Here is a 13,237-nt window from a genome sequence, read left to right as displayed (position 1 = left end):
TTGGCATGGGGAAGCGCATACCATGTTTCGCTGTTTACAAACATACTAGGTGAGGGAAAGATTATGCTGCTGATCGAAGATCTCCATGTTTCCATTGACGACCGACAGGTACTTAAGGGCGTCAGTCTGGAAATACAGGATGGAGAGACGTTCATTCTGTTCGGCCCCAACGGCTCCGGCAAGACTTCGCTGTTGATGACGCTGATGGGATTTGCGAATTACAACGTTACCAAGGGAAAAATTACCTTCAAGGGCAAAGACATCACCCATGCACCGATCTACGAGCGGGCCCGTCTGGGGATCGGAATGTCTTTCCAGCGCCCCCCGACCATCCACGGCCTGAAGACGCGGCACCTGATCTCCATGTGCGCCCACCATCGCGACCGAGAAGTCGATGTGGACGCTCTGGCCCGAAAAGTCAATTTTGATCAATTCCTGGAGCGGGACATCAATGCGGGTTTTTCCGGGGGAGAGATCAAGCGCTCCGAACTGCTCCAGCTGATGGCCCAGAAGCCGTCGTTGCTGCTGTTCGACGAGCCGGAATCCGGAGTGGATCTGGAAAACATGGCTCTGATCGGCAATACCGTGCGCGAACTGCTCAATGGCTCACAGGAACCGAAGCTGGATCTGAGCCTGAAGGATTTGCGGGCCAAGCGCCACACTTCCGGCCTGATCATCACCCACACCGGGTACATCCTTGACTATATCCACGCGGATCGCGGTCAGGTGCTGCATGACGGCGTGCTTTGCTGCGAGGCCAGTCCACGGGTGATCCTCGAACATATCGGCAAGTTTGGCTACAAGGAGTGTGTGCGATGTCTGAAATAGTCGAAAAACCGGAACAAAAAAACGCCGGCAAGCCCGCGGGCATGGATGTTTCCAGGTTTGCGTTCGCAAAAAAGGACGACGGCTTGGTCGACTTCCGCTCCTTGAGTCCGGAAGACAAGGAGCGTCTGCTGATGTCCGGCGTTGATTTGGATCAGGCGAGCCGAAGCGGAACGTATCTGCAGGTGGACCACAAGAACGTGCACTGTGATTCCTGCGATCCCAACGTGGAAATCCTGGACATCACCAAAGCTCTGGAGAAGTACGACGGCTTGCCGGAATACTTCTGGGCTGCCGTGAAAAAGGAGCAGGATGATTTTACCCGCATGGCCGCCAAGGAAGGATTGCATGGCGGCTACTTCATCCGGGCCAAAGCGGGAATGAAGATCACCGAGCCGGTCCAGTCCTGCTTGTTCATCAAGGGCGAGGCCGTAGCCCAAAACGTGCACAACATCATTGTCGTGGAGGAAGGCGCCGAACTGCATGTCATCACCGGATGCGCCACGGCCCACAACCAGCAGTCCGCCCTGCACCTGGGCATCTCCGAAATCTATATCAAAAAGGGCGGCAAGCTGACCTTCACCATGATCCACAACTGGGGCGAGAAGGTCATGGTCCGGCCGCGCACCGTGGGCGTAGTCGAAGAGGACGGCGAGTTCCAGAGCAACTACGTTCTGCTCAAGCCCGTGGAATCCGTACAGTCTTATCCTTCCATTCATTTGAACGGCCCCCGGGCCGTGGCCCGGTTCAACTCCATCATTGTCGCGCCGACAGGTTCTCTGGTGGACACCGGCAATCGAATATTTCTGAATGCACCGGAGACACGCGGGGAGATCATCTCCCGAACCATCACCACCGGCGGCAAGATCATCGCTCGGGGACACATCATCGGAAGCCATGTGCCATCCAAGGGCCATCTGGAATGCAAAGGGCTGATCCTCGGCAACGGCATCATCCATGCCATTCCGGAATTGGAAGGGACCATCGCCGGGGTGGAGCTGTCCCACGAGGCGGCCGTGGGCAAGATCGCCCAGGAAGAGATCGAATACCTCATGGCTCGCGGCCTGGACGAGGACGAAGCCACGTCCACCATCGTCCGCGGCTTCCTGAACGTCGACATCATGGGGCTGCCCGAAAAACTGCGGCAGACCATTGAAAAAACGATTGAGGAAAATCAAAAGGACATGTTTTAGGAGCTGTAGCTGAACGGCTCATAATCCGATTTGGAGACAAATCATGCCTGGTTTCAAGGCGCACCTTTTCGGGGGTGCGCTTTTTTTTGGATTGGTTTTGACGTTGGTTCTCTGGTTGGGAGTCTATCAGCCGGACCACCAGACGCTGATGTTTCTGGCCCTGATCGCCCTGCTCAGCGCGCTGTTCCCGGACGTGGACACGGATTCCAAGGGTCGTGTGCTGTTTTACGGAGCGCTGCTGGCGGTCTACCTGGTGCTGATGATCCAGGGCCGCTTCAGGCTGGCCGCGATCCTGGGGTTCTGCGCCCTGCTTCCGGCCGTCGGCCACCACCGCGGCTGGACCCACAGCTGGTGGGCCATGTTTCTGGTGCCATTGCCGATCATCATCCTGCCAATGGTTTTCTACGACCGTTCTCTCGTCTCGGTTGTGCCCTTCTACCTAGCCTCGGTTACCGGCTACTGTTCGCACCTGGCCCTGGACAGGACCTTCTGAACGCTGAATTGCCCAAGCATGCCATATAATTGATCCGGAAACGGGAGCAGCACTTCACACGTCTCTGCCCAAAACTTACGAGTCCCGTGGCACGATGCGCAGGTACAAGTCACCTTGCCACGGGCCGATTTTTCGACCTTTTCCTTTAAGGCGGATGGGTTTGGATGGAGCAAAGTCCGGAGGCAGGTTGATTTCCAGAGTTGCGGCGGGGCCGCGCCACCCCTGCTGGATTTGGATGCGCACGGTTTTGCCGGGAAGAAGCTGGTTGCGGGGAAACGAGATGGTCTGGTGGTCGTCAAGCTGGTGTCTGAACCAATCCTGCAGCCGGGTTCTGATGGACTTGGACAAGTCCAGTTCCAGCTTGCGTGTGCCCCATTCCACGCGAAGCACCTTTTTGGCATGCTCTTCAGCCGATTCGCCGGGCTTACCCTGCCCTGTTCCCCGGACACGGCTGTAAATATCCTCGTAGACTTGGCGGGCAAACGGATCCTTAAGCAGATCCTTGAGCAGATCCTCGCGCTGGTACGCGGCTTGTCGGCGATATCTGGAATGGGCTGTTTCCCGGTCGGCGTACCGGGCTTTGCCGAAGCTTTCCTTGGCGGATGTTCGGTCTTTTGAAGTCGCCCCGGGAGATTCCCGGCGCGGAGGAGGCGTCGTTCGACTTGCTTCGGGTTGATTTCCCAGATGCCGGGACACCTTGATGTAGGCCTCGTTCAATTCCTGAAAGCGGCGCGACGCCTCGGGCATGTCTGGATGAAGGTCAGGATGATAGGCGAAAGCCAACCTGCGGAAGGCTTTTTTGACCTCCTCAAGGCCGGCATTTGGAGCGACCTGAAGAATTTTGTAGCTGAGATCCAAAGACATGGCCAAATCAGTGGGCAAAGAGGCTGCTGTCCGGAATTGCCGACCATGGGACAGTCTGGATTTCGTCCATCAGCCGTCACCTCATCGAACGGGCATCTTACGTGGATCTGTTCAGGGCATTCGGACTCGTAGCCGTGGACGGTTCCAAATCCAGATCCTGAAGATAGGAGTTACCTTGGGCGACAAACTCCTGATGACCGGTTTCATTGTTGATGCCGGGGCAGGCGTCCTGGGCCATCAGCCAGCTGTTCGCGTCCACCATGTTGCCCCGAAAAAAAGGCCAAGCCTGGCACACGGCCGGCTTCGCGGGATGCACCGCGCACCCCTGTTCGAAAAAGATACACCAGCCTTGTTCATTGGTGCGTAATCGATTCTTGCCGTTCACGCTTTCCATATAGACCGCGGCAAAGGAGGCCAAGTCCAGGTCCAGGTGATTGCAAAGCCGGTGCACATCTGAATCGTTGAGCACGATGCCGCCTTCACCGTGACAGCAATTGCCGCAGCGCAGACAGATGAAGGCTTCGGGAGTCGAAAAGGAAGCAGAAGATGTCTGGTTCGTCATAGGGGATTAAAGATGTTGATGTTCAATCATCAGACAAAGGTCTTCAACCACGAAAACCCCGGCTGCTTGCAGCAAAGTTCGAGCTTCGGCATTGGAAATGCCGGACTGCATCCAGAATATCGCCGGCAGAGGATTCAGTTCCAGAACTTCCCGGGCGTGTTCCGCGCAGAACTGGGGCGCTCGAAACACATCCACCAGATCGATAGGTTCGGGAATATCAATGAGCCGGGCATAGGTGGGCAAGCCCCAGACGTCCCGCCTAACGGGATGGACCGGAAAAATCTTGAAACCACGGCCGATCAGGTAGCGGCCGACACGATCCACGGGTCGTCCAGGAACGTCCTTGGCGCCGACTACGGCTATTGTCTTGACCTGAGCCAATCGGGCGGCTAGCTCTGAAAGATGGAGCATGGGCACGTCTCCTTGAAAGCCTCGCGCCTTTCGGCACCATGTTAAAGCCAATATTGCGATCCTGAACCTGCAAATCGTAAAATAAGAGATTCGGCTCGTATTGGCTGAAAAGACACAAAGGACTTTTCTACTCTACGGTTCTTGGCAAGTAAACATGCCCGATATCTGCAATTTCATATGAGTTTTCGCCACGGCGAATATCTGATACGAAAGCTCGGTCCGTACATATAAACACATCATCTCGATGAAAATTGTCCACATGGTCAGGAGTTGAATATGGCGCAGCAGCGAATCACTACGACGGAAGCATTGAAACTGTGGAACGAACAGGACGTCATCGAGCTCGGAGCCATGGCCCATGCGCGAAGAATGGCCCTGCATCCCCGGCCGGTGGTTACATATATCGTGGACAGGAACATCAACTACACCAACATCTGCGTTTCCGGATGCCGATTTTGCGCCTTCTATCGTCCTCCGGGCCATGCCGAAGGATATGTTCTGAGTCGTGAGGAGCTTGGGATCAAGGTCCAGGAAACCTTGGAGCTGGGCGGACGGCAAATTCTGCTTCAGGGCGGGATGAATCCGGAACTGGGGTTGGATTATTATCTTGAAATGCTCCGCTTTCTGAAGCGGGATTTTCCAGAGGTGGCCGTGCACGGTTTTTCCCCGCCGGAAATCGCCTACCTGGCGGAATCATCCGGGTTGAGCATCGCGGATGTGGTGGCCAGGCTGTCCGAAGCGGGCTTGGATTCCATACCCGGCGGGGGCGCGGAAATTCTGGTGGATCATGTCCGCGACAGGATTTCCCCGCAAAAGTGTTCCGCCGACGCCTGGCTGGAGGTCATGGCCTGCGCCCATGGCCAGGGATTGAAAACCACCGCGACCATGATGTTCGGTCATGGCGAGTCAATTAAAGACCGGTTGGAGCACCTGGAAAAGCTGCGCGCACTGCAAGATGCGACTGGCGGCTTCACGGCATTCATCCCCTGGACCTTCCAGCCCCGGAACACCAAAATCGACGTCCCCGAGGCTTCCTCCGTGGAGTATCTCAAGTTCCTGGCCCTGAGCCGCCTTTTTCTGGACAACATCCCGCACATCCAGGCCTCCTGGGTGACCCAGGGGCCGTCCGTCGGCCAGATGGCCCTGCTCTGGGGGGCGGACGACATGGGCTCGACCATGATTGAGGAAAACGTGGTCGCCGCCGCCGGCGTGCGCTTTCTGCTGCCGGAAGAGGAACTGCGCGCCATTGTGCAGGGAGCCGGATTCACGCCGATGCGCCGAAAAATGGATTATACCTTGGTTGAGGCCGAGCAGGAATAATGGAGAATAAGATGGCGTTTGAAGCGTTGGAGCGGATCGCCGAAGAAGAACTGTCCTTGCGCTGGGAACGATGCCGTGGACTGATGCGGACTGCCCTGCCTGGCGCGGGCGGAATCCTCGTCTTCTCCCGCATGAATATCTACTACTTCACCGGAACCTGGGCCAACGGCGTTTTCTGGCTGCCTCTGGAAGGTCCGCCCGTTCTGCTGGTCCGGAAAGGCATCGAGCGGGTCCGACTGGAATCAAGCGTGGAACAGGTGTTCAGTTACCGCTCGTTTCGTGAACTGCCCGGTCTGATCAAGGAGGCGGGATCCGAGCTATCGGCCGTGGCCGCGGTGGAAATGACCGGGCTGTCCTGGGCTCTGGGTCAGGGACTGGACAGGCATCTAAAGGCGCATGAATTGGTCGCCGGAGACAGCATCATCCACAAGACCAGAGCCGTGAAGACGCCCTGGGAACTGGCCAAGATGCGCCTGATCGGCGCCCGGCACGACCATTGCCTCCGGGAGCTGCTGCCCGCGCAAATTGCGCCGGGAATGACCGAACGCGAAATCTCCGTCCAGATCTGGGACGTCTTTTTCAGCCAGGGCCATCATGGCCTGTTGCGTATGCAAAACCCAGGTGAGGAAATTTTTCTGGGCCATGTCTCTGCCGGAGACAGCGCCAATTATCCCAGCGTGTTCGACGGACCTGTAGGGCTGCGCGGGCAGCATCCGGCTGTCACGCATATGGGCTATGCCGGAAAAGTGTGGAAAAGCGGCGAACCGCTGGTTCTGGACGTGGGTTTCGGCCTGGAAGGCTACCATACGGACAAGACGCAGATCTACTGGGCGGGCAGCGCCGCGGACATTCCCCATCAGCCTCGCCAAGCGCACGACTTCTGCATTTCCGTCCAGAACTGGCTGGCGGAGAACCTGCGTCCCGGCGCGATCCCCGGCCGACTCTTTCAGCACTGCTGGGAGTGGGCCGACCGGGAGGGCTGGTCCGAGGGATTCATGGCCCTGGGAGGGAACAAGGTCCGTTTCCTGGGGCACGGCATCGGCCTGGCCATCGACGAATGGCCGGCACTGGCCAAAGGATTCGAGGACCCACTGGAAGAAGGCATGGTCATGGCCCTGGAACCCAAGATCGGCCTGCCGGGGCTGGGCATGGTCGGCGTGGAGAACACCTTCGAGATCACGGCCGACGGCGGACGCTGCCTGACCGGAAACGACTTTTCCATGATCAGCGTTTCCGGAACGTGAACCGGTTGGATCGTCGAAGCTCTGGGCTACTCGAACTTGTCGTAGAAAATGCTGTTCTCGTTGATGCCTGCCTGTTTCAGGGCGGCGGCACAGGAATCGATGAAGTTGGATGACCCGCAGAGGTAGGCTTCAAATTTTGTCGCATCGGGGATGTATTTGGGCAGGATGAAGGGGACACGCCCGCGCTCGCCCTGCCAGCTGGAACCCTTGTCTTCCCGGGTCAGGCAGGGGATGTAGCGGAAGTTGGGCAGTTCCTTTTCCAGGGCGAAAAGTTCCTCGGTGAAAAAGAGGTCGTCCTGGTTGCGACCGCTGAAAAAATAATAGGATTCCCGGTCGTCTCCTTGTTCCTTCATGTCCCTGAGGATGCTCCAGATGGGCGCCATTCCGCTGCCCCCGGCCAGGAAAACCGCAGGCGCCTTGCTTTCCTTGAGCTTGAAGTCGCCGTAGGGCCCGCTCAGATTGAGTTCCCGGCCTTCTTCGAGATGGTCGAAAACCCAGGTGGTGCAGATGCCCTCGGGCATTCTGCGGATGATCACCTCCACATGCCGATCATCCGAGGGGACCGAGGAAATGGAGTAGGCCCGCATCACCGCATCCCGCCCCAGATACTCCTGGGACTCCAACTGGATGTACTGCCCCGCGGCGAACTGAATGGTTTCCGGCTGAATCAGGGCAATCCGAAGCTCGACGATGTCGTAGGTCAATAGCCTTTTGCGAATCAGTTTGCCCTGGAAACGTTTCGCGAGGAACAATTCGTCCGGGATCACCAGCTTGATGTCCTGTCGCACCTTGACCTGGCAGGAAAGCCGCACCCCCTTTTTGGCATCCTCAGATGAAAGATTGGACTCTTCCACCGGACCGATCACTCCACCCCCTTCCAGAACCTTGACCTTGCAGTAGGCGCAGGTTCCCCGTCCGCCGCAGGCCGAAGGAATGAAGATCTCGTTCTCGCCGAGGCTGGAAAGCAACGTCGAACCGCCGTTCACCACCAGGGTCTTCCTGCCCTCGTTGATGTCCAGGGTGCAGGGACCGTAATTGAGAATCCTGCGTTCGGCGAACAGCAGAAGCAACGCCAGCAAAAGCGTGACGGTCGAAAGAAATCCAACAGCTACGCCGATGGAAAAAATCATGTGGTTTTGGAAGTTGCAGGTTCAGAAGGAAGGAGCATTGGCGCAATCATTATTGATGGTTACATGAATCAGCTCAGAAGTTGCATTAGATCTTGATCATACCGGAAAAACCGATAAATGCCAAAGACATGATCCCGATAATGATCAAGGTGATGCCGGGGCCGGCCAGTCCGCGGGGCAGCGCCTGTTCGTTGATCTTCTCCCGGATGCCTCCGATGATGGCAATGGCAAGCGCCCAGCCTGTGCCGGCGCCGGCGCCGAAGGCCAAGGTTTGCAGGAGATTGTAAGGCGTGCCGAGCATGAACAGGGATACACCAAGAATGGCACAGTTAACCGTGATCAGCGGCAGAAAAATTCCCAGGGCGTTATACAGTCCTTCGGAGACACGTTCCACGAGCATTTCCACGAACTGAACAAAGGCGGCAATAACCACGATGAACACAATCAGTCGCAGATACTCCAGCTCCAATGGAACAAGCAGATACTTATAGACGAGATAGTTCAATCCCGAAGTGCAGGTGGTCACGAAGATCACCGCTGCCCCCAGCCCCAGGCTGGTGTCCACCTTCTTGGATACGCCCAGAACCGAACACATCCCTAGAAAGCGGGCCAACAAGATGTTGTCCGTAAAGGCAGCGGAAATGAAAATCAACATGACCGGGGCCAGACTTGTCAGATTGGCTGCTTCTTCCATTTGTATCTCCTCATCGCGGCGGCTCTGAAGAACCTAGACCGGGCCGGAGCCGGTGGCAAGCTGTACCGTGGAGCGGCGTAAGCAATAGGGAAAAACAAAACTCGCCCGAGTAGTTATCGCGACTCTTCATTCGGATTGTTGACAGCCATGGACATTGCTTGCAGTATCCGGCCGCTGAGGGCAATTGGCAAACAATATTTCACTTAATAATATCAAAAAGATACTGTTATGACATCACAAAACATGCAGGCAGTGTTCACACCGGAAGTGCTCGAGCAAATTTTCCCACCTGAACGCAGCCATGATTTTTTTGAAGCCTTGTACGGGGATGCCGATGATGCGGCATTTGACATTCAAATGGGCTTCGCCGGCGCAAACGGCGAAAAAGTGCAGTTTCAGTTCTTGCTGGTTCAACGTCCCGGCAAGTGCCTGGCCTGCAACCTGACCTACGGCCTGCCCGCTGTTTTTTCACGACATCCGGTGATCAACATCCGCAAAATCGTCGAGGAGGTGGCCGATACGCTTGATTTGCCCGCCTCCCGGCTCCAGTGGAAACTGGGCCAGACGGAGCCCAGGAGCCATGACCTACATGCCATTCCGTTGACGATCACGATTCAACCCGAGTGATCCTGGTCCCTTAACGGGAGGCAGACCAAAGCCTTTTTTCCGGCGCGTAGAGGACGAACACGGAGCAACTCGCGAACAGCCCCGCCCGGCGCATCCGATTCGAGCCGGCATGGTACGTAGTATTCACACATGCCCTGCCCAGGATCGTCGCCTTCCACGACCATGGTCAGCTCTTCCCGTTGCACGAGATCGCTCCAGAACTGCCTGCGTTTTTGATCCGCCAGTCCCCGCAATACCTTGGCCCGCCCATGGCGCACGTTTTCCGGCACCGGGTCCGTACGTTCGGCCGCCGGGGTTCCGGGGCGAGGCGAAAAGGGAAAGACGTGAGCGTAGGTCAGGGGCAAGGCGGAGCAGAAATCCAGGGTTTCCTGGAAGTGCGCGTCCTCTTCACCGGGAAAACCGGTCAGCAGGTCCGCGCCCAGGGCGAGCACCCCGAGATGCGCTGACAGTTCGCGGCAAAATTCCTGCACCGGTCCGGGTCGGTAATGCCCGCGATTCATGGCTGCCAATACGGACTCGCTGGCGCTTTGCAGCGAAAGGTGCAGGTGCGGACAGAGCATCCGGGAGCCGGCGATCACGTCCATGGCCTTGGCTCCCAGCATCGCCGGATCCAGCGAGCTGAGCCGGAATCTCGCCCGGCCCGCCCACTTCGGCGCGAAAGTTCGTTCCAAAGTCCGCACCAGATCCCAAAAATCCATCCGCTCATCCAGACCCCGCCCGTAAAGCCGCAGGTTAATACCGATCAGGCTCACCTCCCGGTATCCCGCGGCCAACAGATTGCCCACCTCTTCCACCACCGCTCCCGGCTCCCGGCTCCGAGCCGCCCCTCTAGCCAAGGGTACGATGCAGTAGGTGCACCCATGGGAGCAGCCGTCCTGAACCTTCACCTGGGCACGGGCCCGCTGAAAACGGCTGATCCCGGCGAGCATGCTTCCATGATCTTCTGCCGAATCCCGAGCAGGAAACGGCAGCGGCCCGCGCAGGAGCTGTTCGCGGTCCTTCAGGCCGACAACCCTTGATACGCCGCCAAGTCCGGTCAGTTCCGAGGCAAAGGTCTGGGCAGCGCATCCGGCGATCACGATCTCCGCATCCGGTGCTGCCCTGTGCAATGCGGCCACGGACTTGCGCAGATCCGCCACGGCTTTGCCGGTCACGGCACAGGAATGCACCAGAATCACTTCAGCTTGTGAGGCGTCAGCAACCTGCACATGCCCCTGCCCTGTCCAGCGTTCCAGAATGACTTGGGATTCGTATTGATTGACCTTGCAACCGAAGGTGGTCAAGAAAAATTGCATTGTCTGTTTCTTCAAATAAAAAAAATCAGGAGCTGATCACTCCGCCTGCCAGGACCTGGCCCTGTGTGGAGTAGATCACGCCGATCTGACCGGATGCAGCGGGTTCGCGGGGGTCGGGGTATGACAGCACAATCATATCGGAAACGGATGGTGATTCGTGGTTGGTTTCCGGCGGCGATGTCAGACGGGCCGGTTCAGGTCGTTGGCGGTAGCGGGTCTGCAAGAGAAGATTATCCGGCCAGACCGAGGGCGGGACCAGAAAATTGACGGATTCCAGCCGGCAGGCGTCACTGAGCAATCTGGTGCGTTCGCCCACGACCAGTTGATTGGTGGCCACGTCCTTGCGCAATACATAAAGCGGTTTGCTCCAGGCAATATCCAATCCCTTGCGCTGGCCGATGGTGTAGCGCCACAAGCCCTTGTGCCGGCCCACGGTTCTGCCATCCTCAAGGACAATGGGACCGGGAGGCGGCAGGTTCGGTAGCCGTCGGGCCAGGAAATCCCGGTAATCGTCAGCAATGAAGCAGACCTCCTGGCTTTCGCCGGGCAGCGGCGGCGTCAGTCCCAAGCGATCAAGTTCCGGCAGGACGTCCTGCTTGTGATGATCTTCCAGGGGGAAGGCCGCAGGCCGGAGCTGTTCCGGGGAGAGCAGGGCCAAAAAGTAGCTCTGATCCTTGGCCGCATCCGTTCCCCGCCACAGTCCTGGGCGGCTGTCCTCAAGCTTCAGGCGGGCGTAATGGCCGGTGGCCAGGGTGCTGGCACCCTGTTCCCGGACGGCATCCAGAAGCAGGCCGAACTTGATCCTGACGTTGCACCAGACGCACGGGTTTGGCGTGCGGCCCTCCAAATAGCTTTGGATGTAGGGCGCAACCACCAGCTCCTCGAACTGTTCACGCAGGTCCAGAACCTGGAACGCAACGCCCAGGGCGCGGCAGTTTCCCCGCAGTCCGGCCAGGACCGCGGGATCAGTCTCGGAAGCCAGCATGGCATGGACCGCGACCAAATCGCGTTCCTGCCGCCGGAGCAGGGCCAGGGCCAGCAGGCTGTCCCGGCCCCCGCTGACGGCCACGGCAACGGTCATCGGATCAGGGCGGAAACTCCGGTGGGCAGGGGCAGCCGAGGCAGGCGTCGTTCCAGGACATGGCCAACCTGGAGCAGCAGGTCCTCCCGAAAAGCCGGACCGAAAATCTGCATTCCCACCGGCAGGCCGCTGCGCTTGCCCAGGCCGACGGGCAGGCTCAGGCCGGGCAGGCCGGCCAAATTCAGGGAGATGGTGAAGATGTCGGTCAAATACATCTGCAGCGGGTCCGAGGTCTTCTCGCCCATGCCGAAAGCGGTTGTGGGCGTGACCGGTCCGCAGATCACGTCGCAACGCTCAAAGGCCGCCAGAAAATCCTGCTGGATCAGACGGCGGACCTGGGCGGCCTTCTTGTAATAGGCGTCGTAGTAGCCCGATGACAGCACGTAGGTGCCGAGCATGATCCGGCGCTGAACCTCCTCGCCGAAGCCCTTGCTGCGGGAATTGCGGTACATCTCGATAAGGTCTTGGGCGTCCTTGTCCCGAAACCCGTAGCGCACTCCGTCAAACCGAGCCAGATTGGAGCTGGCCTCGGCCGTGGCCACAACATAATATGCGGCTACGGCATAGGGCGTATGCGGCAGAGAGATCGGCACGCAGGTCGCGCCCAGTTCCTCGGCCAGGGCCGTGGCCTGCCGACAGCCTTCGGCCACGTCCGGCTCCAGGCCGTCCTCGCCCCAGAACTCCTCGGGCATGCCGATGCGCAGGCCGGCAAGATCGGCGCGCTCGGCCAGCAGGGCCGGATAATCCGGCACGGGCCGGTCGGCGCTGGTGGAATCCTTGGGATCATGACCGGCGATAACCCGCAGCAACAGTGCGGCGTCTTCAACGCTCAAAGTCATTGGGCCGATCTGGTCCAGGGAGGATGCGTAGGCCACCAGGCCGTAACGGGAGACACGCCCGTAGCTGGGCTTGAGCCCGACCACGCCGCAGAAGGCCGCGGGCTGACGGATGGATCCGCCGGTATCCGTGCCCAGAGCGGCAAAGCCCATCCGCGCGGCCACGGCAGCGGCCGAGCCGCCGCTGGAACCGCCGGGCACGGCGTCCAGCTTCCAGGGGTTGGCCGTGGTGTTGTAGGCGGAATTTTCCGTGGAAGAACCCATGGCGAATTCATCCATGTTTACCTTGCCCAGGATGACGGCCCCGGCATCGCGCAGCCGGGTCACGGCCTCGGCATCGAAGCACGGCGTGAAGTTGTCCAGCATCTTTGAGCCGCAGGTGGTCCGTATTCCCCTGGTGGTCAGCACGTCCTTGATGACCAGGGGCACGCCCCACAAAGGCTTGGTTGCCGGGCTGTCCGCTCCAGGCCCGACGCGGTCCATTTCCCGGGCCTGGTTCAGGGCCTGCTCGTCGGCCCGGGTGACGAAGGCGCGGATGGACGGTTCCAGAGCGTCCATCCGGTCCAGACAGGAACGGACCACGTCCTCGACCCGGACTTCGCCGGCGGCCAGTTGCCGGCGAATCGCAGCCATGGAGTGCAAATGGAATTCAGACATGAATG

Annotated in this window: 14 protein-coding genes; 6 read left to right on the top strand and 8 right to left on the bottom strand. The window is 58.8% G+C overall.

The window, feature by feature from the left end:
• The first annotated feature begins 63 nt into the window (after window positions 1-63).
• Genes BLP93_RS07475 through BLP93_RS07465 form a run of 3 tightly spaced genes read left to right on the top strand, consistent with a single transcriptional unit; the run spans window position 64 to window position 2,511 of the window.
• Complete coding sequence (locus BLP93_RS07475; RefSeq protein WP_092119414.1) at window positions 64-828, top strand: ABC transporter ATP-binding protein; 765 nt, start codon at window positions 64-66, stop codon at window positions 826-828.
• 41 nt (window positions 829-869) lie between these two features.
• Entirely contained in the window at window positions 870-2,018 is a 1,149-nt protein-coding gene (locus tag BLP93_RS07470; protein ID WP_092119508.1) for a SufB/SufD family protein, read from the top strand.
• A gap of 43 nt (window positions 2,019-2,061) precedes the next feature.
• Window positions 2,062-2,511 carry a metal-dependent hydrolase gene (locus BLP93_RS07465; protein ID WP_092119411.1) on the top strand — a complete coding sequence of 150 codons (450 nt, stop codon included), beginning with the start codon at window positions 2,062-2,064 and terminating at the stop codon, window positions 2,509-2,511.
• Window positions 2,512-2,586: 75 nt separating this feature from the next.
• Here BLP93_RS07465 and BLP93_RS07460 read toward each other — a convergent pair whose 3' ends face one another.
• From BLP93_RS07460 to BLP93_RS07450, 3 genes are all read right to left on the bottom strand, one after another.
• A complete protein-coding gene (locus tag BLP93_RS07460; RefSeq protein WP_139162948.1) occupies window positions 2,587-3,393 on the bottom strand; it encodes a J domain-containing protein in 807 nt (268 codons plus the stop codon).
• 79 nt (window positions 3,394-3,472) lie between these two features.
• Window positions 3,473-3,937: a YkgJ family cysteine cluster protein gene (locus BLP93_RS07455; protein ID WP_092119405.1), complete on the bottom strand. Its 465-nt coding sequence runs from the start codon at window positions 3,935-3,937 to the stop codon at window positions 3,473-3,475.
• Between the two features lie 6 nt (window positions 3,938-3,943).
• On the bottom strand, window positions 3,944-4,348 hold the full coding sequence (locus BLP93_RS07450) for a CoA-binding protein (protein WP_092119402.1): 405 nt from the start codon (window positions 4,346-4,348) through the stop codon (window positions 3,944-3,946).
• A gap of 276 nt (window positions 4,349-4,624) precedes the next feature.
• Between BLP93_RS07450 and mqnC the strand changes: the two genes are divergently transcribed.
• Together mqnC and BLP93_RS07440 are read left to right on the top strand one after the other, a co-directional pair.
• A complete protein-coding gene (gene mqnC / locus BLP93_RS07445) occupies window positions 4,625-5,668 on the top strand; it encodes a cyclic dehypoxanthinyl futalosine synthase (RefSeq protein WP_092119399.1) in 1,044 nt (347 codons plus the stop codon).
• A gap of 11 nt (window positions 5,669-5,679) precedes the next feature.
• Window positions 5,680-6,912 carry a M24 family metallopeptidase gene (locus tag BLP93_RS07440; protein ID WP_092119396.1) on the top strand — a complete coding sequence of 411 codons (1,233 nt, stop codon included), beginning with the start codon at window positions 5,680-5,682 and terminating at the stop codon, window positions 6,910-6,912.
• Window positions 6,913-6,938: 26 nt separating this feature from the next.
• Here the strand turns inward: BLP93_RS07440 and BLP93_RS07435 are convergent, their stop codons facing one another.
• On the bottom strand, window positions 6,939-8,042 hold the full coding sequence (locus tag BLP93_RS07435) for an NADH:ubiquinone reductase (Na(+)-transporting) subunit F (protein WP_092119393.1): 1,104 nt from the start codon (window positions 8,040-8,042) through the stop codon (window positions 6,939-6,941).
• Between the two features lie 85 nt (window positions 8,043-8,127).
• Window positions 8,128-8,736 carry an electron transport complex protein RnfA gene (locus BLP93_RS07430; protein ID WP_244148677.1) on the bottom strand — a complete coding sequence of 203 codons (609 nt, stop codon included), beginning with the start codon at window positions 8,734-8,736 and terminating at the stop codon, window positions 8,128-8,130.
• A gap of 228 nt (window positions 8,737-8,964) precedes the next feature.
• On the opposite strand from BLP93_RS07430, the gene BLP93_RS07425 reads away from it, so the two are divergent.
• The gene (locus BLP93_RS07425) at window positions 8,965-9,363 is read left to right on the top strand and encodes a pancreas/duodenum homeobox protein 1 (RefSeq protein ID WP_092119390.1); all 399 of its coding nucleotides are present in this window, start codon (window positions 8,965-8,967) and stop codon (window positions 9,361-9,363) included.
• Here the strand turns inward: BLP93_RS07425 and BLP93_RS07420 are convergent.
• Genes BLP93_RS07420 through gatA form a run of 3 tightly spaced genes read right to left on the bottom strand, consistent with a single transcriptional unit; the run spans window position 9,351 to window position 13,232 of the window.
• A complete protein-coding gene (locus tag BLP93_RS07420) occupies window positions 9,351-10,658 on the bottom strand; it encodes a MiaB/RimO family radical SAM methylthiotransferase (RefSeq protein WP_092119387.1) in 1,308 nt (435 codons plus the stop codon). The two genes, BLP93_RS07425 and BLP93_RS07420, sit on opposite strands and share 13 nt — an antisense overlap.
• 25 nt (window positions 10,659-10,683) lie before the next feature.
• Entirely contained in the window at window positions 10,684-11,739 is a 1,056-nt protein-coding gene (gene mnmA, locus BLP93_RS07415) for a tRNA 2-thiouridine(34) synthase MnmA (RefSeq protein ID WP_092119384.1), read from the bottom strand.
• Window positions 11,736-13,232 carry an Asp-tRNA(Asn)/Glu-tRNA(Gln) amidotransferase subunit GatA gene (gatA, locus tag BLP93_RS07410; RefSeq protein WP_092119381.1) on the bottom strand — a complete coding sequence of 499 codons (1,497 nt, stop codon included), beginning with the start codon at window positions 13,230-13,232 and terminating at the stop codon, window positions 11,736-11,738. Before gatA ends, mnmA begins: the two co-directional genes overlap by 4 nt.
• Window positions 13,233-13,237 lie beyond the last annotated feature (5 nt).

The organism is Desulfonatronum thiosulfatophilum, from assembly GCF_900104215.1.
Classification (GTDB): Bacteria; Desulfobacterota; Desulfovibrionia; order Desulfovibrionales; family Desulfonatronaceae; genus Desulfonatronum; species Desulfonatronum thiosulfatophilum.
This window is presented reverse-complemented; position numbering and strand designations above follow the sequence as displayed.

Bases quoted from the DNA above. Each gene is read 5' to 3' on its own strand.
- BLP93_RS07470 (WP_092119508.1), top strand. From the start codon at position 870: ATGGATGTTTCCAGGTTTGCGTTCGCAAAAAAGGACGACGGCTTGGTC.
- mqnC (WP_092119399.1), top strand. From the start codon at position 4,625: ATGGCGCAGCAGCGAATCACTACGACGGAAGCATTGAAACTGTGGAAC.
- mnmA (WP_092119384.1), bottom strand. From the start codon at position 11,739: ATGACCGTTGCCGTGGCCGTCAGCGGGGGCCGGGACAGCCTGCTGGCC.
- BLP93_RS07430 (WP_244148677.1), bottom strand. From the start codon at position 8,736: ATGGAAGAAGCAGCCAATCTGACAAGTCTGGCCCCGGTCATGTTGATT.
- BLP93_RS07425 (WP_092119390.1), top strand. From the start codon at position 8,965: ATGACATCACAAAACATGCAGGCAGTGTTCACACCGGAAGTGCTCGAG.
- BLP93_RS07465 (WP_092119411.1), top strand. From the start codon at position 2,062: ATGCCTGGTTTCAAGGCGCACCTTTTCGGGGGTGCGCTTTTTTTTGGA.
- BLP93_RS07440 (WP_092119396.1), top strand. From the start codon at position 5,680: ATGGCGTTTGAAGCGTTGGAGCGGATCGCCGAAGAAGAACTGTCCTTG.
- BLP93_RS07420 (WP_092119387.1), bottom strand. From the start codon at position 10,658: ATGCAATTTTTCTTGACCACCTTCGGTTGCAAGGTCAATCAATACGAA.
- BLP93_RS07435 (WP_092119393.1), bottom strand. From the start codon at position 8,042: ATGATTTTTTCCATCGGCGTAGCTGTTGGATTTCTTTCGACCGTCACG.
- gatA (WP_092119381.1), bottom strand. From the start codon at position 13,232: ATGTCTGAATTCCATTTGCACTCCATGGCTGCGATTCGCCGGCAACTG.
- BLP93_RS07450 (WP_092119402.1), bottom strand. From the start codon at position 4,348: ATGCTCCATCTTTCAGAGCTAGCCGCCCGATTGGCTCAGGTCAAGACA.
- BLP93_RS07475 (WP_092119414.1), top strand. From the start codon at position 64: ATGCTGCTGATCGAAGATCTCCATGTTTCCATTGACGACCGACAGGTA.
- BLP93_RS07455 (WP_092119405.1), bottom strand. From the start codon at position 3,937: ATGACGAACCAGACATCTTCTGCTTCCTTTTCGACTCCCGAAGCCTTC.